The 21,361-nt window shown below is 61.4% G+C and carries 19 protein-coding genes; 11 read left to right on the forward strand and 8 right to left on the reverse strand.

Features of this window, described 5'->3' with window-relative positions; translation table 11 throughout:
• Window positions 1-11 precede the first annotated feature (11 nt).
• On the reverse strand, window positions 12-467 hold the full coding sequence (gene mntR / locus CCGE525_RS20850; RefSeq protein WP_205587407.1) for a manganese-binding transcriptional regulator MntR: 456 nt from the start codon (window positions 465-467) through the stop codon (window positions 12-14).
• 303 nt (window positions 468-770) lie between these two features.
• Here mntR and CCGE525_RS20860 point away from each other — a divergent pair, with 303 nt between their 5' ends.
• From CCGE525_RS20860 to CCGE525_RS20910, 11 genes are all read left to right on the forward strand, one after another.
• Window positions 771-2,126 carry an Nramp family divalent metal transporter gene (locus CCGE525_RS20860; RefSeq protein WP_120705957.1) on the forward strand — a complete coding sequence of 452 codons (1,356 nt, stop codon included), beginning with the start codon at window positions 771-773 and terminating at the stop codon, window positions 2,124-2,126.
• Window positions 2,127-2,259: 133 nt separating this feature from the next.
• Window positions 2,260-4,077 (forward strand): M23 family metallopeptidase, encoded by a 1,818-nt coding sequence (locus tag CCGE525_RS20865; RefSeq protein WP_120705958.1) that lies wholly within the window; start codon window positions 2,260-2,262, stop codon window positions 4,075-4,077.
• A 67-nt stretch (window positions 4,078-4,144) separates the two neighbouring features.
• Window positions 4,145-4,447 (forward strand): type II toxin-antitoxin system Phd/YefM family antitoxin, encoded by a 303-nt coding sequence (locus CCGE525_RS20870; protein ID WP_120705959.1) that lies wholly within the window; start codon window positions 4,145-4,147, stop codon window positions 4,445-4,447.
• Entirely contained in the window at window positions 4,444-4,911 is a 468-nt protein-coding gene (locus CCGE525_RS20875) for a type II toxin-antitoxin system VapC family toxin (RefSeq protein ID WP_120705960.1), read from the forward strand. The genes CCGE525_RS20870 and CCGE525_RS20875 overlap by 4 nt, the downstream gene beginning before the upstream one ends.
• A gap of 242 nt (window positions 4,912-5,153) precedes the next feature.
• Window positions 5,154-6,290, forward strand: a complete 1,137-nt coding sequence (locus CCGE525_RS20880; RefSeq protein ID WP_120705961.1) for a transporter substrate-binding protein — start codon at window positions 5,154-5,156, stop codon at window positions 6,288-6,290.
• A complete protein-coding gene (locus CCGE525_RS20885) occupies window positions 6,287-6,868 on the forward strand; it encodes an ANTAR domain-containing response regulator (protein WP_120705962.1) in 582 nt (193 codons plus the stop codon). The genes CCGE525_RS20880 and CCGE525_RS20885 overlap by 4 nt, the downstream gene beginning before the upstream one ends.
• Window positions 6,868-7,716: an ABC transporter permease gene (locus CCGE525_RS20890; RefSeq protein WP_120705963.1), complete on the forward strand. Its 849-nt coding sequence runs from the start codon at window positions 6,868-6,870 to the stop codon at window positions 7,714-7,716. The genes CCGE525_RS20885 and CCGE525_RS20890 overlap by 1 nt, the downstream gene beginning before the upstream one ends.
• Window positions 7,717-8,637 carry an ABC transporter permease gene (locus tag CCGE525_RS20895; protein ID WP_120705964.1) on the forward strand — a complete coding sequence of 307 codons (921 nt, stop codon included), beginning with the start codon at window positions 7,717-7,719 and terminating at the stop codon, window positions 8,635-8,637. It begins immediately after the preceding gene.
• A gap of 30 nt (window positions 8,638-8,667) precedes the next feature.
• Complete coding sequence (locus tag CCGE525_RS20900) at window positions 8,668-10,302, forward strand: ABC transporter substrate-binding protein (protein WP_120705965.1); 1,635 nt, start codon at window positions 8,668-8,670, stop codon at window positions 10,300-10,302.
• 117 nt (window positions 10,303-10,419) lie between these two features.
• Complete coding sequence (locus CCGE525_RS20905) at window positions 10,420-11,364, forward strand: acetamidase/formamidase family protein (protein ID WP_120705966.1); 945 nt, start codon at window positions 10,420-10,422, stop codon at window positions 11,362-11,364.
• Window positions 11,364-13,055, forward strand: coding sequence for an ABC transporter ATP-binding protein (locus tag CCGE525_RS20910; RefSeq protein WP_425375878.1), 1,692 nt, complete (start codon window positions 11,364-11,366; stop codon window positions 13,053-13,055). Before CCGE525_RS20905 ends, CCGE525_RS20910 begins: the two co-directional genes overlap by 1 nt.
• Here CCGE525_RS20910 and CCGE525_RS20915 read toward each other — a convergent pair.
• The 7 genes from CCGE525_RS20915 to CCGE525_RS20945 form a co-directional block, all read right to left on the reverse strand.
• Entirely contained in the window at window positions 13,052-13,975 is a 924-nt protein-coding gene (locus CCGE525_RS20915) for an SMP-30/gluconolactonase/LRE family protein (protein ID WP_120705968.1), read from the reverse strand. The genes CCGE525_RS20910 and CCGE525_RS20915 overlap by 4 nt on opposite strands.
• Window positions 13,976-14,130: 155 nt before the next feature.
• Window positions 14,131-15,645, reverse strand: a complete 1,515-nt coding sequence (locus CCGE525_RS20920; RefSeq protein ID WP_120705969.1) for a gluzincin family metallopeptidase — start codon at window positions 15,643-15,645, stop codon at window positions 14,131-14,133.
• Window positions 15,642-16,673 (reverse strand): ABC transporter ATP-binding protein, encoded by a 1,032-nt coding sequence (locus CCGE525_RS20925; RefSeq protein ID WP_120705970.1) that lies wholly within the window; start codon window positions 16,671-16,673, stop codon window positions 15,642-15,644. Before CCGE525_RS20925 ends, CCGE525_RS20920 begins: the two co-directional genes overlap by 4 nt.
• Entirely contained in the window at window positions 16,670-17,668 is a 999-nt protein-coding gene (locus tag CCGE525_RS20930; protein ID WP_205587408.1) for an ABC transporter ATP-binding protein, read from the reverse strand. Before CCGE525_RS20930 ends, CCGE525_RS20925 begins: the two co-directional genes overlap by 4 nt.
• Before the next feature lie 2 nt (window positions 17,669-17,670).
• Window positions 17,671-18,528 carry an ABC transporter permease gene (locus CCGE525_RS20935; RefSeq protein ID WP_120705972.1) on the reverse strand — a complete coding sequence of 286 codons (858 nt, stop codon included), beginning with the start codon at window positions 18,526-18,528 and terminating at the stop codon, window positions 17,671-17,673.
• A complete protein-coding gene (locus tag CCGE525_RS20940; protein ID WP_120705973.1) occupies window positions 18,525-19,463 on the reverse strand; it encodes an ABC transporter permease in 939 nt (312 codons plus the stop codon). Before CCGE525_RS20940 ends, CCGE525_RS20935 begins: the two co-directional genes overlap by 4 nt.
• Before the next feature lie 77 nt (window positions 19,464-19,540).
• Window positions 19,541-21,118: an ABC transporter substrate-binding protein gene (locus CCGE525_RS20945; RefSeq protein ID WP_120705974.1), complete on the reverse strand. Its 1,578-nt coding sequence runs from the start codon at window positions 21,116-21,118 to the stop codon at window positions 19,541-19,543.
• Between the last annotated feature and the right edge of the window lie 243 nt (window positions 21,119-21,361).

Here is a 21,361-nt window from a genome sequence, read left to right on the forward strand (position 1 = left end):
CGGCCCCCTGCCTATCCGTCGCGCTGCATGGTGCGGCGGAAGGCTTTCAGTGTTTCGGCGCTGACATGATGTTCCATCCCCTCGGCGTCGATCCGCGCCGTCTCGGCGCTGACCCCAATCCAGCGCAGGAAGGCTTCGACCGTCTGGTGGCGAGCACGGATTTCCTGGGCAATATTGTTGCCGGCATCCGTCAGGAAAACCCCGCGATAGGGCCGCCGCGACACGAGCCCGTCTTCGCAGAGCCGTGCCAGCATCTTGGCGACCGTCGGCTGCGACACGCCGAGCCTGGCCGCAATATCCACCTGCCGCGCCTCATTGCCGTCATCGATGAGATCGGCGATCAACTCGACATAATCCTCCACCAGAGCGCCGCGCGTGGCCTCTCGCGTATGCCGAAAACCCTCCGAATGCGTCTCGGCATCCGGCAACGGTTCATCGCGATGGATTGACAGTCTTTTCTTTGGCAATGCGTTCGGCTCCCTAAAGCATGTCGCGCAAAAGTGCGCAGCGGTTTTGCGATAACGACATGCGCAAAATCAAGGGCCTAAAGCGCAAGGAGCGAATCCCAGAGATCGCGATGCGCTTTAGAGGCGCGGATAAACTCATTTTAATCTTTATAGCACGGGCTTCAATCTTGAAAGCGGATGATGATTTCGCGGCGACTTCGTCATCGCATCACAACGCCGCATCTATAAAATATAGCCTATTGCATAATGTTGATATCCAGCATATTTCTTTAGTCATATCGTAATTCGATCCCGGAGTTCCGCATGACGCAGATTCAGGAAGTGGCCGCACCCCGCGCGTGGAAATTTGCCAGCGCGGATGAGGGTGCGCGGCCGAGCCTTCCGGAAGTCAACGCCACGGTTCACGTTCCGCACGCCGGCACCTGGATCCGACGGCTGATCGCCTTCCTCGGGCCAGGCTATATGATTTCCGTCGGCTATATGGATCCCGGCAACTGGGCGACCGATCTGGCTGGCGGTGCGCAATTCGGCTATACGCTGCTCACGGTCATCATGCTGTCGAACCTGATGGCGATCCTGTTGCAGGCGCTTGCCGCCCGGCTCGGCATCGTCACCGGCCGCGATCTGGCGCAGGCCTGTCGGGATCATTATTCGAGGCCGGTCAATCTGGCTCTGTGGTTTGCTTGCGAGCTCGCCATCATCGCCTGCGATCTCGCCGAAGTCATTGGCACGGCGATCGCGCTGCAATTGCTCTTTGGCATCCCATTGATTGGCGGCGCGCTGATCACCGCGCTGGACGCCTTCCTGCTCCTGCTCCTGATGAACAAGGGCTTCCGGTTCCTTGAAGCCTTCGTCATCGCGCTTCTGATCGTGATCGCCGTCTGTTTCGCCATCCAGATCGCCGCCGCCGCTCCTCCCGTCGCGGCCGTCCTCAAAGGCTTCATTCCGTCGCCGGAGATCGTCACCAATCACGAGATGCTCTACATTGCCATGGGCATCATCGGCGCGACGGTCATGCCGCATAACCTCTACCTGCATTCATCGATCGTGCAGACCCGCGCCTATAAGCGCACCGACGAGGGCCGCCGCGATGCGATCAAATGGGCGACGGCCGACAGCACCATTGCCTTGATGTTGGCGCTGTTCGTCAACGCGTCGATCCTGATCGTCGCAGCCGTCGCATTCCACGATAGCGGACACTCCGATGTCGCCGAAATCGGCCAGGCCTTCAAACTGCTCTCGCCTCTGCTTGGCCTCGGTATCGCCTCGACGCTGTTTGCCGTGGCGCTCCTTGCCTCCGGCCTCAATTCCACCGTGACGGCGACGCTCGCCGGCCAGATCGTCATGGAGGGCTTTCTCCGCCTGCGTATTCCACACTGGGCAAGGCGGCTTTTGACCCGTGGCCTCGCAATTATTCCGGTTGTTTTTGTTACTGCATTTTATGGTGAAAAAGGCACCGCGGATTTGCTCGTCCTGAGCCAGGTCATTCTGTCTATGCAATTGCCCTTTGCTGTTATCCCGCTGGTCCAATTCGTCACAGATCGCGAAAAAATGGGCAGATTCACCGTTTCAAGGGGCGTTGCCAGCCTCTCGTGGCTGGTCGCGGGCGTCATTCTGGCGCTGAATTTCAAGCTGCTTTACGACACGCTCTTCGGTTGACGAATCACCCGCAACGCGCGAATCTGCACCCGCGGAAGATCACGGTAATTAACAGGTTCGTAATATTTGCCCAGATTTTGCCATGATTTGCCCTAGTTTGGGCCCACCGCAGTTCTGCAGGGTTCCTCAATTCATGGCCGAAAGTCCATTGCGCGTCCAATTTCCTGCAGAGGCTGCGATTCAGGCGCGGCCACATCACGAATTTCATATCCCTTTTCTGCCCCGCTCCGCGCACCTTCGCCATCTGATCGCCATAAGCCTTGCGGGCACCGCCTCCTTCGGCCTGCTCGCCACCATTCTCTATCCGCTGCTTGGCCGCCACACGATCGAGCAGGCCGTGCCAGTGCACACGGCGCAGCTTATCCGGCCGCAGCCGGCCTTGCCCAAGGGCAATCGGCTCGCGACGAAACCCCGTTTCGATGGCGCCCGTTTTGCGCAGGTGGCGGAAAAGACCTCGAGTGGCGAAACCCGCATCTTCACCTATCACCGCACGACGCTGGTCTTTAAAGCCGAGAACACCGACCCCTCCGGCGGCGAAGACGCTACGGCCATCAATGCCGCCTATGGCGGCGATGCCCAATCCGAAGCCGGCCTGTTCTCGCCGCCTTCGCTCGCAGATATCCGCCAGGGCATCTATCCGCATGCCAATCGTTATGACTCGGTCCGGCGTTCGCGCTTCCCCGTCCGCGGCGTGCCGTTGAACGTCAGCGTTTCGAAAGCGACCACGGGCGAACCCGGCCGCGAATTCAAAAGACTGGTTTCCATGCCCAAGGACCGGCAGGACCTGCAGGATATCCTCGCCTCAGCCGGTCTTGGCGAAGACGCCGGCGACGAGCTGCAGCGGGCCTTGGAAACCGATACGGTTTCGCCCGGCGACAGCCTGGAACTGCTGCTGGAGAAAAAGACCGCCGACGCGCAGCCGAAACTGATCATGGCCCGCCTCAGCGGCGAGAAAACACCGGAGCGCATCGTCGCCCGCGACGACGCCGACGGCTTCGTGCCGCTCACTGACGACCGGCTGTTTTCCACGCTCTACAGCGAGAGCCAGGCCGACGCGCCTTCCTCCTCGGAAGTGGCCGCCGTCGACCTTAAGGGCGTCAATAGCGACGATCGGTCGACGATCCATATCAGGCTGCAGAAGGCGGGGCTTTCCGACGAATGCGCCGACCAGCTGATCAAGCTCGCCAAGGCAAATGACGTTTCACTGACGGGTGGCGACGCGCCCGACAGCGTCGATCTGCTGTTCCGCAAGGCAGACAATGGCAAAAGCGAACTGATGTTCATCGAGTTCCACACCGATGGCGACACGCATCGCTTCTATCTGCACAAAGAGGGCGGAGAAGGCCCCTCGGAGTTTTATGACGAGGGCGGCCACTCGGTCGCCAAGGTGCTGACTCACCGTCCTGTACCAAACGGCACGCTCGGTGACGGCTTCGCCTGGCGCGTCCATCCGATCCTCGGCGTCCGGAAATTCCATAACGGCGTCGATTTCCGCGCACCAATGGGCAGCCCCATCATGGCCGCAGGCGATGGTATCGTCGAAAAGATTTCCTGGGAAACGGGCTACGGGAAGTATGTCCGCATTCGCCATGACGGTGGCTACGAGACCACCTACGCCCATATTTCTTCGACGCCGTCGGACCTACATGTCGGTGAGCGCGTCAGCCAGGGCCAGGTGATCGCCTATGTCGGCTCCACCGGCTATTCCACCGGTCCGCATCTCTACTACGAACTGCGCGTCAACGGCCGCTATGAGAACCCGCTGACAGCTCAGTTGCCGGCCGGCACCAACCTCACCGGCAAGTCGCTGGACAGCCTGCGCTCGCAGGTCAGCCACGTCGACAACATCATGACCTATCTCGACGTACCGACGCAACAAAACGAGGCCCGCCCCTTCTCCGCTCTCGAGCAGGGACCAGAGCGAGGTCCAGGCGGCTTCGGCACGCCATGACTGGCGAATTTGTTAGCAAACTGCTCGCGAATAGGCTATCTACTGACTATCTGACTAGGTAGAAGCTATGAGTAAGCAAAATAGACATATCCCCAAGAGCGGGAAGGCTGGCGTTCACCAGAGCAGTCGATGGAGTCTGGAGGCCGCCAAAGCACGATTCAGCGAGGTCGTCCGGCATGCCCGCGACGAAGGCCCTCAGCACGTAAGCGTTCGTGGGCGTGAGGCTGTCGTGATAATGAGTGTCGAGGACTACGAACGTTTGACTCCAGCCAAGCCCAAGTTGCCCTTCGTTGAGTTCATGGAAAGCCTCAGCCTTTCTGACCTGAATGTGGAACGTGAAAGCGACAGCGGCAGGGATGTCGAGCTTTGATCGGCTGGCTACTCGATACAAATGTCGTTTCATCGCTGCTCAATCGAAATGGTGCGCCCTCTGTAAAAGAATGGGCTCGCAGTCAGCCCGAGGATAGCTTTTTCATCAGCGTTCTCACCATCGCTGAATACGATAAAGGCATTTACAATCTCCCGGATGACCATCCGGATCGCTCTCGTCATCTGGCTTCGCGCGACATGTTGTTGGAGCGCTTTGCCGATCGAATTTTGCCGGTCGGTAATCCGGTCATTCGGCGATGGGGTATGATTTCCGGAACGATCAAACGTCAGACGAAGCACTTTCCGTCCGTCATCGATACAATGTTGGCTGCCACCGCCATAGAATTCGATCTCTTTCTCGCTACTCGCAATATTGCCGACGTAAACCATGCAGGCGCGGCAGTTTTTAACCCATGGAGCGACGATCCATCGAGCTTCCCCATAAGTCAGAGGAAACGGCGATGAGCCGCGTTATTGTCCGCGCATCCGGAGTTGCCAATTGGCGCTCAACAAAAGCCGCTATGCACGGTGATCATCGCCAATAAGGCTTGACAAAACTAAGTTGCCTGTATTTTACTCAAGCCTGCAGATTAGGCAGAACTTATCTGCAATCACATGACTTTGATAGTCGCCGGGCAGTTTCGCCCCATGACGCCCCATCGCCGATGGGACCAGCGTCGTGGGGTTTTTCGTTTTTTGGCTGAGAGATGAACGACGCGCTGAAGATCGGTATCCTCTTTTCGACCTCTGGGCCTTATGGCTCCATGGGCCGCGATGCGCGCGACGGCGCGGAATTCGCCATCGAGGAGTTCGCGGCCGGCGGCGGACGCGCGATAGAGCCAACCTTTGTCGATCCGCATGCAGACATGGCAGCCTATCTCGAAGGTGCGAAACATATGCTGCGCAATGCAGGCTGCCGCCATATCATCGGCACGATCACCTCCGCGGCGCGCAAGGAGGTCATTCCGCTTGTCGAAAAGCATGACGGTCTGCTCTGGTACATGTGCCCGTATGAGGGCTTCGAGGCCAATGAGAATGTCATCTATGTCGGCGGCTGCCCCAACCAGCATCTGCTGCCGCTCTTCGAGCATCTGATTCCGCGCTTCGGCAAACGCCCCTATCTCGTCGGCGCCAACTATGTCTGGGGTTGGGAGATGAACCGGCTTGCCCGCGAACTCATCACCAATGCGGGCGGAGAGGTGCTCGGCGAGCGTTACCTGCCGCTCGAGGAAACAGCCGTTGAGCGCATCGTCGCCGATATCGAGAGCCGCCGTCCGAGCTTCATTCTCAACAATCTCATCGGCCCGTCGAGCTATGCCTTTCTCGAAGCGATCAAGCTGCTCGGCGACCGCGATCCCGCCTTCCGGCCGGAAAATTGCCCTGTCGTCAGCTGCGACCTGATGGAATGCGAGCTGGAGGACATCGCCGCCGGTGCGGCCGTCGGCCAACTCTGCGCCGCCTCCTATTTCGACACGATCGGCACATCTGACAATCTCGCTTTCAAGGCCCGTGTCGCGACGCGTTATGGCGCCGACCGCCGCGTTTCCAGCATCTTTGCCGGTGCTTACACCGCCGTCAAACTCTGCATTGAGGCCATCCTTGCCGCCGGGAGCGACGAGCCGCAGGCCGTGCGCCGCCAGCTTCACGCTGTGTCCTGGCCGACGCTGCTTGGGCCGCTGGCGATCGATCCCGAGACCAATCACGCCGCTCTTCCCTTTCATCTCGGCCGTATCAACAGCGGCAACGGCTTTGACGTCATCGCTTCGCGGCCAGCGCTCGCCGCTGATCCTTATCTCACCGGCCGCCGAGTCCCGAAATCGCCGAAGCTGAGGGTGGTGTCATGAGAAAGACGCCGAACTTCACCGGCTGGCACGCCGCAATCCTGCATCGGGAAGACAGCAACACCGAACGGCTCATCCGTCAGCTGAAGCTGCTTGGCCTGCGCACGTCCTTGCGCTGGGAGCCGATCGGCGCGCATGAGCTGCCGGATATGGTCATTGTCGATGCCGATCAGGGTTGGGACGACCTCCTGCCCTGGAGCGGCGGCAATCCGCCGCTACCGGTCGTGGCTCTGCTCGGCTCGGAAGCGCCCGGCCGCATTGCCTGGGCCCTGGAGCAGGGCGCCGGCGCAATCATCGCCAAACCGGTCAGCACATCCGCCGTCTATCCGGCCCTGGTCATGGCAGTCACGATCCATGAGGAACGCAAAGCGGTCGCCGAGAAGCTGCAATATCTCGAAGAGCGCGTACGGCTGCGCCCGCTCGTTCATGCCGCCGTCCAGAAGCTGATGGCGGCGCGCGGCCTGGATGAAGAACGCGCCTACGCCATCCTGCGCGATTGCGCCATGCGCCGTCGCCTGCCGATGGAACAGCTTTCGGCCTTCATTGTCGGCGGTGCCGAACCCCTGCCGGAGGCAAGCTGATGCATGTGATCAAGGCTATGCTGCGCCAGCCGGCGGCGCTGTTCGGGCTTGCGGTTGTCATTGTTGTCGTGGTGATGGCGATCGCCGCCCCGTGGATCGCCCCCTTCAGCCCCGATGACCAGATGTTCGACGGCCTGTCGATCGAAGGCGCGCCGTTGCCGCCGGACGGTCATTTCCTGCTCGGCACCGACACGCTCGGCCGCGACCTCTTCTCCCGCCTCCTTTTCGGCGCCCGGACCTCATTGATCATCGGTCTTGTCGCCAACGGCGTCGCCGTGGCGATTGGCCTCTTCGTCGGCATAGTCGCCGGTTATCTGCGGGGCATCATCGGCAATCTGATGATGCGCTTCACCGACCTGATGATGGCCTTCCCGGCGCTGCTGCTCGCCATCGTGCTGGCCGCCCTTCTGAAGCCGAGCCTGTGGATCGTCGCCATGGTGATCGCACTGGTCAATTGGGTGCAGGTCGCCCGCATCGTCTACACCGAGACCCGCGGCCTGGTGGAGCGCGACTTCATCATGGCGGAGCGTTCGCTCGGTGCCGGCCATTTCCGCATCCTCGTCCGGCATATTTTGCCGCATCTGATGCCGACGGCGATCGTGTGGGGCACTCTCGGCATCGCCACCACGGTGCTCTTGGAGGCGACCCTCTCCTTCCTCGGCATCGGCGTGCAGCCGCCGCAACCCTCCTGGGGCAACATCATCTTCGAGAGCCAAAGCTATTTCCAGGATGCGCCCTGGCTCGTTTTCATTCCCGGCGCGGTCATCCTCCTGACCGCCCTCTCCTTCAATCTCGTCGGCGACGCATTGCGCGACATTCTCGATCCGACGCAGCGGGGGAGAGGCTGAATGTTCTTTCTCATCATCCGCCGTCTGGTGCAGACTGTGCTCATTCTCCTCGGTGTAGCGGCGATCACCTTCCTGCTGCTCTATGCGCTTCCCGCGGATCCGGCCGTATTGATCGCCGGGCGCAGCGCCACGCCGCAAATGGTGGCCGGCATTCGCCATGAGCTCGGCCTCGACCAACCGCTGATCATACAGTTCCTGCACTATCTCGACGCTCTGCTGCATGGCGATCTCGGCCGCTCCTACACACAGAAGACTGCCGTTCTGCCGCTGATCCAGGCGCGCCTGCCGGCGACCATCATCCTGATGGCGGCCGGGATCGTCGTCGAGGTCGCCCTTGGCCTTACCTTTGGCATCATCGCCGCCATCAAGCGCGGCGGCCTCGTCGACCGCACGGTGATGATGCTCTCCTTCGTCGGCGTCTCCTCACCGCAATTCGTCGTGGCGCTGCTGCTGCTCTATGTTTTCGCCGCCACGCTCGGCTGGTTCCCGATGTCGGGCTTTGGCACGGCGCGCCATGTCGTGCTGCCGGCGCTGACGCTCGGCGTACTCGGCGCCGGCTGGTATGCCCGCATGGTGCGCTCGGCCATGATCGATGTGCTGAATCACGATTATGTCCGCACCGCACGCGCCAAGGGCCTGTCGTCAACGCGCGTCATCTTCCGTCATGTGCTGCCCAACGCCATCTTGCCGATCATCGCCATGATCGGCATCGATATCGGCCAGTTCATGAGCGGCGTTGTGGTGGTCGAGGCGGTCTATGGCTGGCCGGGCATCGGCCAGCTCGCCTGGCAGGCGATCCAGCAGGTCGACATCCCGATCATCATGGGCGTGACGCTGACCTCGGCGCTCGCCATCGTCCTCGGCAATCTCGTCGCCGACTTCATCGCCCCCTTCATCGACCCGCGCATCCGCGCGCAATAACCAAGCAAAACCAACAGAGGAGTTCTTTTCATGACCAAGACTTTCCTGCGGCGAGCGGCTTTGGCCGCCCTGCTCGCCACCAGCTCCCTCGTACCGGCGATCGCGGCCCATGCTGCCGACGAGCCGAGCAACAGCGGCACCATCACCGTCACCTACAAGGACGACATCGCCACGCTCGACCCAGCGATCGGCTACGACTGGCAGAACTGGTCGATGATCAACGCGATGTTCTCGCGCCTGGTCGACTACACGCCCGGCACGACCGAGCTGAAGCCATCACTCGCCGAAAGCTATGATGCCTCGCCGGATGGTAAGACCTATACGTTCAAGCTGCGCACCGACGCCAAGTTCACCAATGGTCGTGCAGTTACCGCCGCCGATGTGAAATATTCGATCGAGCGTGCTGTCAATCCGAAGACGCAGAGCCCTGGCGCCGGCTTCTTCCACTCGATCGTTGGCGCCGACGCGATGACGGCAGGTACAGCGCAGGCGCTGGACGGTATCAAGGTCATTGACGACCACACCGTCCAGATCAGCCTCGTTCAACCCGACGCCACATTCCTCAACGTGCTGGCGCTCAACTTCGCCTCGGCCGTGCCGAAGGAAGCGGTCGAAGCGGCAGGCGGCGATTTCGGCAAGAAGCCGGTTGGTTCCGGCGCCTTCATCCTGAAGGAATGGACGGTCGGCCAGCGCCTGGTTTTCGCGAAAAACCCCGATTACTTCATCAAGGATCGCCCGCATATCGACGGCTACACCGTTGAAATCGGCCAGGAGCCATTGGTGGCGCTGCTTCGTCTGCAGAAGGGCGAAGTCGATATTGCCGGCGACGGCATCCCGCCGGCGAAATTCCTGGAAATGAAGAAGTCACCCGAGTTCGAAGGCATGATCGTCGATCGCCAGCAGCTCGAAACCAGCTACGTGACACTCAACACCCAGGTAGCGCCCTTCGACAACGCCAAGGTACGCCAGGCCGTTAACATGGCGATCAATAAGGATCGCATCGTCCGCATCATCAACGGCCGCGCCACGCCTGCAAGCCAGGTCCTTCCGCCGATGATGGCCGGCTACGACAAGGACTACAAGGGCTATGCCTATGATGTCGCCAAGGCCAAGGCACTTCTCGCCGAAGCCGGCCTGAAGGACGGCTTTTCGACGACGCTCTACACCTCAAACACCGATCCGCAGCCGCGTATCGCCCAGGCGATTCAGCAGGATCTCGCAGCAATCGGCGTCAAGGTCGAACTCAAGGCGCTCGCCAATCCGAACGTGATTGCCGCCGGCGGCACCAAGGGCGAGGCACCGATGGTCTGGTCGGGCGGTCTCGGCTGGATCGCAGACTTCCCGGATCCCTCCGACTTCTACGGACCGATCCTCTCCTGCGGCAGCGCCGTTGCAGGCGGCTGGAACTGGTCGTGGTACTGCAACAAGGAGATCGAGCCGCGCGCCCAGGCCGCCGACGCTATGCCGGTGCCGGCAAAGGCCGCCGAACGTGCTGAAGCCTGGAAGAATATCTTCACGGAAATCCAGGAAAAGGATGCGCCGTGGATCCCGGTCTTCAACGAGCGCCGCGTTGTCGCCAAGTCGAAGCGCATGGGCGGCCCGGACGAAATCTACATCGATCCGACTCGCGTCATCGACTACGAAGCCGTCTACATCAAGAAATAAGCCGTCAAATCGGCAAGCTTCCCCGGCTACAGCGTGATCCCAGAAACTGCGTAGCGGTTTTTGGACAAGATCAAGCTCCGCCGGCCGGGGAAGCCCAATCCCCGGGAGAGACAGAGCATGTGCATCGTTTGCACCCATACCATCCACCGAGCCCAGCATAATTTCGGCTGGAACCGCGATTTTGAGCCGGCACTTGTCGCCAAGTCCGGCGAGACCATCCATTTCGAATGCCTTGATTCCTCCGGCGGCCAGCTCGGCAGGGATGCGACACTGCAATCGCTCGCCGATCTCGATTTCGGCCGGATCAATCCTGTCTCCGGTCCGGTCTATGTCGAGGGCGCTGAGCCCGGCGATGCGCTGAAGGTGACGATCCGCCGCTTTGTACCGTCAGGCCACGGCTGGACCGCCAATATTCCGGGCTTTGGCCTGCTCGCCGACCAGTTCAAGGACCCGGCGCTGCATATCTGGTCCTATGATGCCAGCAGCATGGCGCCGGCCCTCTACGGCCCCGGCGGCCGCGTGCCGCTAAAGCCCTTCGCCGGTACGATCGGCCTGGCACCCGCCGAGCCCGGCTTGCACTCCGTTGTGCCTCCGCGTCGCGTCGGAGGCAATATGGATATCCGCGACCTCACCGCCGGCGTGACGCTCTATCTGCCAGTCGAAGTCGAAGGCGCTCTATTCTCGATCGGCGACACCCACGCCGCACAAGGCGACGGTGAAGTCTGCGGTACGGCGATCGAAAGCCAGATGGAAGTCGAAGCAACGCTGGAGCTCGTCAAGGACGCCCGTTTGAAGAGCCCGCGCTTCACCACCACCGAACCTGTCACCCGCCATCTCGACGGCGCCGGCTACGAGGTCACCACTGGCATCGGTCCCGACCTGATGACCGGTGCACGCGAAGCCCTGATGCGGATGATCGACCTGCTCGGTGCCGAGCACGGCATGAGCGCCACCGATGCCTATCTGCTCTGCTCGGTCTGCGGCGATCTCCGGATCAGCGAAATCGTCGATGCCCCGAACTGGGTCGTCTCCTTCTATTTCCCGAGGATCGTGTTCGCGTGATGCAATCTGCCTCTGCCGCCCCGCCGGTGCTTTCGGTTCGAAATCTTTCTGTCGACGCCCGCACGCCCGAAGGGCGGAGGCGAGTACTGGACGATATCGGCTTCGAACTGACCGCCGGCGAGACGCTCTGTATCGCGGGCGAATCCGGCTCAGGAAAGTCCGTGACCTCGCTGGCGATCATGGGGCTCTTGCCAAAGGCGTCGTTGCAGGTGGCCTCCGGTTCTATCCTGCTCGGCGATCGTGACCTGGTGAAGCTTTCCAACAAGGCGATGCGCAGCCTGCGCGGCGGCGACATCGCCATGGTTTTCCAGGAGCCGATGACCTCGCTTAACCCGGTGATGTCGATCGGCGCGCAGCTTACCGAAGCGATCCGCGAACATCAGCGCAGCGAAGGCAATGCCGCCGAGACAATCGCGCGGCAGATGCTGGAAGCAGTGCAGATCACTGAGCCGGGCCGGCGCCTTTCGCAATATCCGCACGAGCTTTCCGGCGGCATGCGCCAGCGCGTGATGATCGCCATGGCACTGTCCTGCCGGCCGAAAGTGTTGATCGCCGACGAACCGACGACGGCGCTCGATGTCACCGTGCAGGCGCAGATTCTCAAGCTGATGCGCGAGCTGAAGCAGGAATTCGGCACCTCGATCATTCTCATTACCCACGATATGGGCGTCGTCGCCGAAATGGCCGATCGCGTCGTCATCATGCAGAATGGCAGGATCATCGAAGAGGGTGACGCGCTGTCGATCTTCGGCCGTCCGAAACAACCCTATACGCAGCAACTGCTCGCAGCCGTGCCCCGGCTCGGCGCCCATGCCGGCACCGACGGTCCGCCGCGCGTGACACAGCATAAGGTCGAGACCTTGCGGCCAGACCGCACGCCGGTGCTCAATGTCCGCAATCTCACCGTCACCTACGGCAGCCAAGGCAAGTGGCTTCTGAAGGGCAAGACGCCGGCACCGGCCGTGGATGACGTTTCCTTCGATATCCGGCCCGGTGAAACCCTTGGCCTCGTCGGTGAAAGCGGCTCTGGCAAATCGACCACCGGCAAGGCCGTGCTCGGGCTGATCCCCTTTGCCGGCGACGTCACGATCGATGGCCGCGCCATCGGCGGCCTTAGCCATCGCGACATGCAACCGGTGCGCCGCTCGGCGCAAATGATCTTTCAAGACCCCTACGCTTCGCTCGATCCGCGCATGGCGGTGGGCACGGCCATCGCCGAACCCATGGTCATCCACGGCATCGACAACAAGTCCGAGCGGCAGGACCGTGTGGCGGCGCTGCTTGCGCGCGTCGGCCTGACGCCGGATGCGGCGACACGTTATCCGCACGAATTTTCCGGTGGTCAGCGCCAGCGCATCTGCATCGCCCGCGCGCTGGCGCTGGAGCCAAAGCTGATCGTCGCCGACGAAAGCGTGGCGGCCCTCGACGTTTCGGTGCGCGCTCGTGTCCTCGATCTGCTGCTGGAGTTGCAGGAAACGATGGGCCTTGCCTACCTCTTCATCTCGCACGACATGGCGGTGGTGGAACGCATGTCGCACAAGGTCGCCGTCATGCGTTACGGCAAGATCGTCGAAGCCGGGACACGCCGCGAGGTCTTTGAGCACCCGCGGGATCCCTACACGCAGGCACTGATGGCTGCCGTGCCGATCCCCGATCCGCAAGCGCATCGCAAAACGGCGCTGAAAGCCTAATCTAGACGGTTAGCCGGCTCAGCAGGGCCGCTGTTCACATAGATCGCATAGAGCGAGGTCGTGGCGGTGATGTAGAGCCGGTTGCGCTTGGGCCCACCGAAACACAGGTTCGATATGCCTTCGGGAACGAGAATGCGGCCGATCAACGTGCCATCCGGTGCGTAGACCCGGACGGAATCGCCGCTGGAGGCAAAGATGTTGCCGTGGCGATCGACCCGGAAGCCGTCGAACATGCCGACTTCGCAGGTGGCAAAAACCCGGCCCTCACCGACGCCGCGCCCATCAGTATTGACGGAATAGGCCGTGATCGTCGGCGGCAGGCCGGGCACATGCGAACCGCCGGTATCGGAGACGTAAAGCACGCTTTCATCCGGCGAAAAGGCGAGACCGTTCGGCTTGACGCGGTCGCTGGCGACAAGCGTCACCGCGCCGTCGGCCGGATCGATGCGGTAGACATTAGACGCATTGATTTCAGACGGAGCCGCGAAGCCCTCATAGTCGCTGTCGATCCCGTAGGTCGGATCGGTGAACCAGATCGTGCCATCCGACTTCACCGCGACATCGTTCGGCGAATTCAACCGCTTGCCGTCGAAATGTTCGGCGAGCGGCCGCCAGCGGCCATCATGATCGAGCCTGCTCACACGCCGGCGTCCATGCTCGCAGGCGATGATCCGCCCCTGGAAATCGAGCGTATGGCCATTGTGATAGCCGACGGGCGCCTCGAAGACACCGGCTGCACCCGTCGCCTCGTCGTAACGCAGGATGCGGTCGTTCGGGATATCGGACCACACGACATGACGTGCGGCCGGCACATAAACCGGCCCTTCGGTCCAACGCCCACCGGTCCAAAGCTGCTCCAATTTCGCAGAACCGTTGATCAGCGCCTTGAAGCGCTGATCGAGAATTTCATACTGGCTCATATTGCTCCGCCCTGTTCCTCACAGCCGGCCAACCTCCGACCGGCTCCCATAGTCGGCGCTACTCTAGAGACAGCAATCAGCGACTGTCAAAAGCAAGCTAAGGACATGACACGCTTTTTACCGGCGCCATTCCGTCGCCAAGGCCGCGCTATGGTCTAAGCCGTCAGCTCTGCCACTTTCGTCGTCAGATCGGCGATATAGGCATCCGCCGAGAGGTCGGAACCAGTCGCGTCGATCAGGATTTCGCTGGGGCTCTTCGAGCGGCCGTGCCGGTGAACATTGTCGTTCAGCCAGGTCTTCAGCGGCGTATAGTTACCCTCATCGAGACCCCTCTCGACCGCGGCATTCTTGCGGGCGGCCGCAAAGAACTGCGACGACATGATGTTGCCGATCGTATAGGTCGGGAAGGAGCCGACCATGCCGGACGACCAATGCACGTCCTGCAGCACGCCCAGCGTGTTGTTCGGCACGTCGAGACCGAGATAGGATTTGATTTTGTCGCGCCAGATTGCCGGCAGATCGGCAACACGGATTTCTCCGGCGATCAGACCCGCCTCTATCTCCGAACGCAGCATGATGTGGAAGTCATAGGTCAGCTCGTCGGCCTCGACGCGGATGAAGTTCGGCCTTGCGGCATTCACCGCCCGCCAGAAGCCGTCGACGGAAACATCCTCGAGCTGGCTCGGGAAGGTCGCCTTCAGCTCGCCAAAATGCAGATCCCAGAAGCGGCGTGAGCGACCGACCCGGTTTTCCCAGAGGCGCGATTGCGATTCATGGGTGCCGAAGCTGGTGCCGCCGACCGCATAAAGATTGATGAAATCGGTGGTGAAGGTCGAGCGCGAGAACGCCTCGGCGATCCCCTGTTCGTACATGCCATGGCCCGCCTCGTGCCAGACGGCGAAGAGGCCGCCCGGCAGCCAGGTCTCGCGAAAGCGGCCGGTGATGCGCACATCGGACCGCGTGAAGGAAATTTCGAAGGGATGCACGGTGTCGTCCAGCCGCCCGCGGCCGAAATCATAGCCGAAGCGCGTGGAAATGGCGCTGGAGAAGGCCCTTTGGCTAGCGACCGGATAGGAGCGATCGAGAATGTCGCTTCGTACCGGCGCCTCTCTGGCCGCAGCCAGGAGCGGAATCAGCGCCTCCCTGAGGTCGCCATAGAGGCTGCGCAATTGCGACCATGTCATTCCGGGCTCGTAGGTGGAAACCAAGGCATCATAGGGATGTTCGTCATAACCGATAGCACCGGCGATCTGGCGCTGCATATCCATCGTCTGTTCGAGCAGCGGCGCAAAGCCGGCAAAATCGTCGGCGGCGCGGGCCTTCGCCCAAGCAGCCTGAGCGCGGGTCTTGAGATCGGCGGCGGCACCGACCAGATGCGCCGGAATGCGCGCCAATGTCGCAATCGCTGCCGCTGCCTGCTCCACCGCGATCTTACGGATATCGCTGTCAGGAGCATCGCCGAGCTCGGCGCGCGCACCTTCGATCGCCCGCTGCACCTTATCGCCTGTCGCAAGATCGCGCGCCAGACCGACGAGCGTCGCGATCTGCTTGCCGCGGGCCTCGACGCCGCCCGGGGGCATCATGGTGCGTGAATCCCAGGTCAGGAGATTCACGGCACAGAGAATATCGTTGACCCTGGCGATTTCCGTTTCGAAGGTCGCAAAACTCATGAGTGAATGCCTTCCATTGGGATAGCGGCGCTGTCTGCGCCGAACTCGGTCAGATGACAGGCGGCGCTCTGGCCGGCACCGCGTGGGGTTAGCATCGGCCTTTCGACCCGGCAGCGCTCAAAGACATAGGGACAGCGGCTGGCAAAAGGGCAGCCTGGCGGTACGTTCAGCGGACTGGGCAGTTCGCCGCGCGCGGCGACTACCTTGCTGCGTCGCGACGGATCGAGTTCAGGCGCCGCGTCGAGCAGCGCCTTGGAATAGGGGTGGCGCGGTGCAGTGAACAAGGCTTCGGCGGGGCTGAGCTCGACAACCTGTCCGAGATACATCACCGCCACCCGATGCGAGATGTGGCGCACAAGACGCAGATCGTGCGCCACGAAAATTACCGTCAGATGCAGTTTCTCCTGCAATTGCAGTAGCAGATTGACCACCTGTGCCTGCACCGAGACGTCGAGCGCCGACACCAGCTCATCGGCGACGATCGCATCGGGCTCGACGGCAAGCGCGCGGGCAATTCCGATGCGCTGGCGCTGGCCGCCGGAAAACTCATGCGGATAACGGCCCGCCGAGTCCTGGGACAGGCGGACGAGCTCCAGAAGCTCGGCGATGCGGGCCGGAATATCGGCAGAAGGGCGCATCTTATGGACGCTCAGCGCTTCGCCAATGATCTGCTTCACCGTCATACGCGGATTGAGCGAGCTGTAAGGGTCCTGAAAGATCATCTGGACACGACGGTTGAAGCCGCGCCGCTCGCCTGCCTTCAGATGCGAGATGTCCTTGCCCTCGAAACGAATGGCACCCTCGTCAGGATCGAGCAGACGCACGAGACAACGCGCCAGCGTGGACTTGCCGCAGCCGGACTCGCCAACGATGCCGAGCGTTTCGCCGCGATATACCTCGAGACTGACGTTGTTCAACGCATGCACGGCAAGCGGCGGCTTGCCGGAGAGGCGGCGCATCAGAGAGTGAGGGCCGGCAAAGCGCTTGGTGACGCCGTCGACAGAAATGATCGGAACGGCCGTATTCATAGAATGGCCTCCATGGCTGCGACATCGTCCTGATGGAAGCAGGCCGCCAAACGGCCTTCGGCCGTCCCAATGAGCGGCGGCCTCGCCTTGAGACACTCCTCCGTCGCAAATTGACAGCGCGGGTGGAAGGCGCAGCCCGCCGGCAGTGCGGTCAGGCTCGGCGGCGTACCGTCAATCGAATAAAGCATGGTGCGTGGCGCACCGCCGCTGGGTACCGAACCGAGCAGACCGCGCGTATAGGGATGGCGCGGACGGGCAAAGACATCGGCGACCGTGCCGGTCTCGACGATACGCCCGGCATACATCACCGCCATGCGATCGCAAGTCGCCGCGACGACGCCGAGATCGTGGGTGACGAGCACGACACTCATGCCGAAATTGTCGCGCAGCTCCAGAAGCAGCTTCAGGATCTGATCCTGGATCGTCACATCGAGTGCCGTCGTCGGTTCGTCGGCAAGCAGGAGTTTCGGCGAACAGGCAAGCGCGATGGCGATCATGGCGCGCTGGCGCATGCCGCCGGAGAACTGGTGCGGATATTCGTCCAGCCGGCGTTCGGCCGCCGGAATGCCGACGATATTCATCAGTTCCAGGGCGCGGGCCCGCCGTTCCCGACGGTTCAGCGTAGTATGCGCGATAAGGTTTTCCTCGATCTGCAAACCGACCGGCAGCACCGGATTGAGCGCCGTCATCGGCTCCTGGAAAATCATCGCGATCTCGCTGCCGCGGATGCGCCGAAGCTCTTCATCCGACATGGCAACGAGATCGCGACCGCGCCACTCGACACGGCCGCTCACGTGCCCTGGCTCGCGGATCAATCGCATGATCGAGCGCAGCGTCACGCTCTTGCCCGATCCGGATTCGCCGACCAGGCCGACCACCTCGCCCGGCGCAACGTCGAAATCCACGTCGGCGGCGGCGATCGCCAGCCCGCGCGAGGTATCGAAAGTCGTGGTCAGGCCGCGAACGACGAGGCCTGAATTTTTGCTCGCTGCCATCGTCATCGGCGCACCCTCAACAGTTCGGCCAGGCCGTCGCCCATCAGGCTGAAGCCAAGCCCGGTCACCACGATCGCAACGCCCGGGAAGACCGAGATCCACCAGGCGGTGTTCATGTAGTTCTTGCCGTCGGCGATCTGCACGCCCCATTCGGCAGCCGGCGGCTGGGCGCCGAGGCCGAGATAGCCGAGGCTGGAACCGAGCAGGATGGCGAGCGCCATGTCGGTCATCCAATAGACGATCGCCGGCGTGATGGCGTTGGGCAGCAGGTGGCGGAAGATGATGCGTCCCGGCGTATAACCCATGACGCGGCCGGCATCGGCATAATCGAGCCGTTTCTGCACCTTGATTTCAGCCGCCACCAGTCGCGCATAGAAGACCCAGCCCACCACGCCGACCGCAATATACATGTTGCCGAGACCCGGGCCGAGAACCGAGACGACGGCGATCACAAGCACCAGGAACGGGAAAGTCAGGACGGCATCGACGACACGCCCGAAGATCGCCTCGGCGACACCGCCGAGATAGCCGACGATTGCGCCGATCAGCGTGCCGAAAATGAAGGGTCCCACCGTGGCGAAAATCGCGATCTGCATGTCGATCGTATAGGCATGAATGACGCGCGAAAGAACGTCGCGGCCGAAACTATCAGTGCCGAAGGGATGTGCCCAGCTCGGCGCCTTCAGCAGCGCATTGTAATCGAAGGCAGTGGGATCATAGGGCGCAAACAGCGACGGGAAGAAGGCAATAGCCGTGCTGAGAATAAGGATGATGCCACCGGAAATCAGCGTGCGCGGCAGCGCTCGTGCACGAATACGCGATTTCCTCGAGGCGGCGGTTTCGGTGGCGACGGCACTCATCGGGCAATCCTCGGATCGAGCCAGGCCTGGACGATATCGGTGACGAGGAAGGTCAGCGACACCAGGATGGCGAGCGCAATGGTGAGCCCCTGCAGCACAGGATAGTCACGGCCGTAGATGCTGTCGATCATCAGCCGGCCGGCGCCGGGTACGGCGAAGACCGTTTCGGTGATGACGCCGCCGCCGAGCAGGGAACCGATCTGCAGGCCGAAAAGGGTGATGGTCGAGATCAGCGCATTGCGCAGCACGTGCCGGAACAGAATGATGCGGGTGCGCAGGCCCTTGGCACGGGCGAAATCGACATATTCTGCATTGATGACGCCGATGATGGCGGCGCGTAGGTTGCGCATCAGGATCGCCGCCAGACTGACGGCGAGCGTCAGCGCCGGCAGGAATAGGTGGTAGAGCTTCGAGCCAAACGTATCGCCAAAGCCGCCGACCGGGAACCACTTCAGATGTGCGGCAAACAGCGTCAGCAGCAGGATACCGATATAGAAGACCGGCATCGACAGGCCGACCTGGAAAACGCCACGGATGGCCGCATCCGAAGCCTGCTCGCGCTTCAGCGCGGCAACAAAGGCAAGGGGCACGGCGAGCAGCAGCGCGATGACGGCCGCCATGGTGATCAGCATCAGCGTCACCGGCAGGCGTTGCAGGATCAGCGTCATGACGGGCAGCTTCAGCGTGATGGAGTTGCCGAGATCGCCGGTGAAAACGCGTTCGACGAAATAGAAGAATTGCACGATGATCGGCTTGTCGAGACCGAGGCTTGCATTGATGCGTATCACGTCGGCATCAAGAGCACGGTCGCCGAGCATGGCGCTGGCGGGATCGCCAGGCAGGAGCCGGATCAGGACAAAGGTAATGACCAGGATGAACACCACGGTCGGGATCATCTGGAGAATGCGACGGACTACGTAACTGAAAAGTGGCAAATCGCCGCTCCCGCATTTCCGGTAAAACGAATATCGGTGCGGCAAGCCTCAGCTCGCCGCACCGATGATATCGAACTTTACTTGGCGAGCCAGGTCTTGGTGAAGATATTGTTGCCGAGAGGGATTTGCAGGAAGCCGTTCACCTTCTTGTTCAGAGCCACCGGATAAGGCGTCTGATAGAGCGGCACGATCGGGCCGTCGGCGTTGTAGATCTCCTGGATGCGCGCATATTCCTCGGCGCGCTTCTTCACATCGATCTCCTTCTGCGAAGCCTCGAACAGCTTGTCGGCCTCGTCGTTCTTCCAACCGGAATGCAGCGCCTGGATGTTCGGCGAATAGACGAAGTAGGAGGTGATCTCGTTCGGATCGGCAATATCGTCCGTCCAGGCGGCTTCGCGCATCGTAAAGGTGCCGTCGCGATATTGCTGCGTGCGGCTGGCATTGTCGACCTGCTGCAGCTCGAGCTTGATGCCGAGCGGAGCCCACATCTGCTGTAGCGCCGTGGCGATGCCGATTTCGTCCTGATTGCCCGCGAGAACGAGCAGGCTGGTCGAGAAACCTTTCTCGACGCCGGCGTCTTTCATCAGCGCCTTCGCCTTGTCGAGGTCATAAGGATAAAGCGGCTTGTCGCCCGAATGCAGCGGCGTCGCCGACGACATGAAAGAGGTCATCGGCGAACCAACACCGTGGGTGACGATCTGGATGATTGCATCCTTGTTGACAGCATAATTCATCGCCTGGCGCACCTTGGGATTCGACAGGGGATTGTCTTTGCCGCCGAGCTGCGGACGCACATTCAACGTGATGTATTGGACGCGCGTCGAGGGGAAAAGCTGCATGTTGAGATTGTCAGCCGACTTGAGCTCATCAACACGTGAATAAGGGATGAATTCTGCGCCGTCGAGTTCGCCGGAATTGAGCTTCAGGATGCGGGTCGCGTCATCCGGAATGACCTGAAAGTCGATAGTGTCGAGATAGGGCAGCGGCTTGCCGTCCTCACCCACGCCCCAGTAATTCGGGTTGCGCACCAGCTTCATGTCCGAACCGCGGTCCCAGGATTTCAGTACGAAAGGACCAGAACTGATTGGATGCTCGGCGAAAGCCTTGGCCTTGTCGGCATCGGTCGCGCCAGGCGAAGCTTCGAACGCCTTTTGCGGCAGGATCGCCGTGTTGAATACGGTCAACGCCGCCAGGATCGCCGGATCCGTGTGCTTCAGCTTGATGACGACGGTCTTGTCGCCCTGCGGCGTGACATCGTCAATCGAGCTGATGAGGAAGTTCCAGATACCATTCTTGGGATCGGCTGCACGCTTCAGCGACCAGCCGACGTCTTGAGGCGTGATCGGCGAGCCATCGGAGAACTTGATGCCGTCGCGCAGCGTCAGCGTCACGCTCAGGCCGTCATCAGCCATTTTCCAGGCCGTGGCGAGACCAGCCTGCACGCCCTTGCCATCGTCGGTCGGCAGCAGTAGCGTATCGTAGAGGTTGGACAGGACCCAGATATCGACGTTGGCGTCATTCAGCACCGGATCGAGGAACAGGCTGTCGGCATAGCGACCATAGGTCAAGGTGCCGCCGCGCTCGACGGCCAATGCTGAAAGGCTGGTGCTAAGCAGAAATGCGGCCGCAAGTGCCGCCTTGGCGATCGTTTTCATTGCATTCCCCTTGTTCTTGTGAACGCTTTTAAGTGTTATTATTGTGTATAACGATTTCACGCGTTCTTTTAGGTGTCAACAGCTTTTTCAGGCCCTTAAATGCGAAATCGGCCGGTATGATCCCGCCCCGGAAAAACTGCTTCATTCCTTTCCGGATCATGCCTCGGAACGGTTGACAGGCTCCGCCCGCCGCGTCAGGATAACTGTCACAATCGATTATAACAGCTAACTCGAACGGCATTC

It is taken from the genome of Rhizobium jaguaris, from assembly GCF_003627755.1.
GTDB classification, from domain to species: Bacteria; Pseudomonadota; Alphaproteobacteria; order Rhizobiales; family Rhizobiaceae; genus Rhizobium; species Rhizobium jaguaris.

Excerpts from the sequence above, each read along its gene's own strand:
- CCGE525_RS20860 (WP_120705957.1), top strand. The coding sequence starts at position 771 with ATGACGCAGATTCAGGAAGTGGCCGCACCCCGCGCGTGGAAATTTGCC.
- CCGE525_RS20865 (WP_120705958.1), top strand. The coding sequence starts at position 2,260 with ATGGCCGAAAGTCCATTGCGCGTCCAATTTCCTGCAGAGGCTGCGATT.
- CCGE525_RS20870 (WP_120705959.1), top strand. The coding sequence starts at position 4,145 with ATGAGTAAGCAAAATAGACATATCCCCAAGAGCGGGAAGGCTGGCGTT.
- CCGE525_RS20880 (WP_120705961.1), top strand. The coding sequence starts at position 5,154 with ATGAACGACGCGCTGAAGATCGGTATCCTCTTTTCGACCTCTGGGCCT.
- CCGE525_RS20885 (WP_120705962.1), top strand. The coding sequence starts at position 6,287 with ATGAGAAAGACGCCGAACTTCACCGGCTGGCACGCCGCAATCCTGCAT.
- CCGE525_RS20890 (WP_120705963.1), top strand. The coding sequence starts at position 6,868 with ATGCATGTGATCAAGGCTATGCTGCGCCAGCCGGCGGCGCTGTTCGGG.
- CCGE525_RS20895 (WP_120705964.1), top strand. The coding sequence starts at position 7,717 with ATGTTCTTTCTCATCATCCGCCGTCTGGTGCAGACTGTGCTCATTCTC.
- CCGE525_RS20900 (WP_120705965.1), top strand. The coding sequence starts at position 8,668 with ATGACCAAGACTTTCCTGCGGCGAGCGGCTTTGGCCGCCCTGCTCGCC.
- CCGE525_RS20905 (WP_120705966.1), top strand. The coding sequence starts at position 10,420 with ATGTGCATCGTTTGCACCCATACCATCCACCGAGCCCAGCATAATTTC.
- CCGE525_RS20910 (WP_425375878.1), top strand. The coding sequence starts at position 11,364 with ATGCAATCTGCCTCTGCCGCCCCGCCGGTGCTTTCGGTTCGAAATCTT.
- CCGE525_RS20915 (WP_120705968.1), bottom strand. The coding sequence starts at position 13,975 with ATGAGCCAGTATGAAATTCTCGATCAGCGCTTCAAGGCGCTGATCAAC.
- CCGE525_RS20920 (WP_120705969.1), bottom strand. The coding sequence starts at position 15,645 with ATGAGTTTTGCGACCTTCGAAACGGAAATCGCCAGGGTCAACGATATT.
- CCGE525_RS20925 (WP_120705970.1), bottom strand. The coding sequence starts at position 16,673 with ATGAATACGGCCGTTCCGATCATTTCTGTCGACGGCGTCACCAAGCGC.
- CCGE525_RS20930 (WP_205587408.1), bottom strand. The coding sequence starts at position 17,668 with ATGGCAGCGAGCAAAAATTCAGGCCTCGTCGTTCGCGGCCTGACCACG.
- CCGE525_RS20935 (WP_120705972.1), bottom strand. The coding sequence starts at position 18,528 with ATGAGTGCCGTCGCCACCGAAACCGCCGCCTCGAGGAAATCGCGTATT.
- CCGE525_RS20945 (WP_120705974.1), bottom strand. The coding sequence starts at position 21,118 with ATGAAAACGATCGCCAAGGCGGCACTTGCGGCCGCATTTCTGCTTAGC.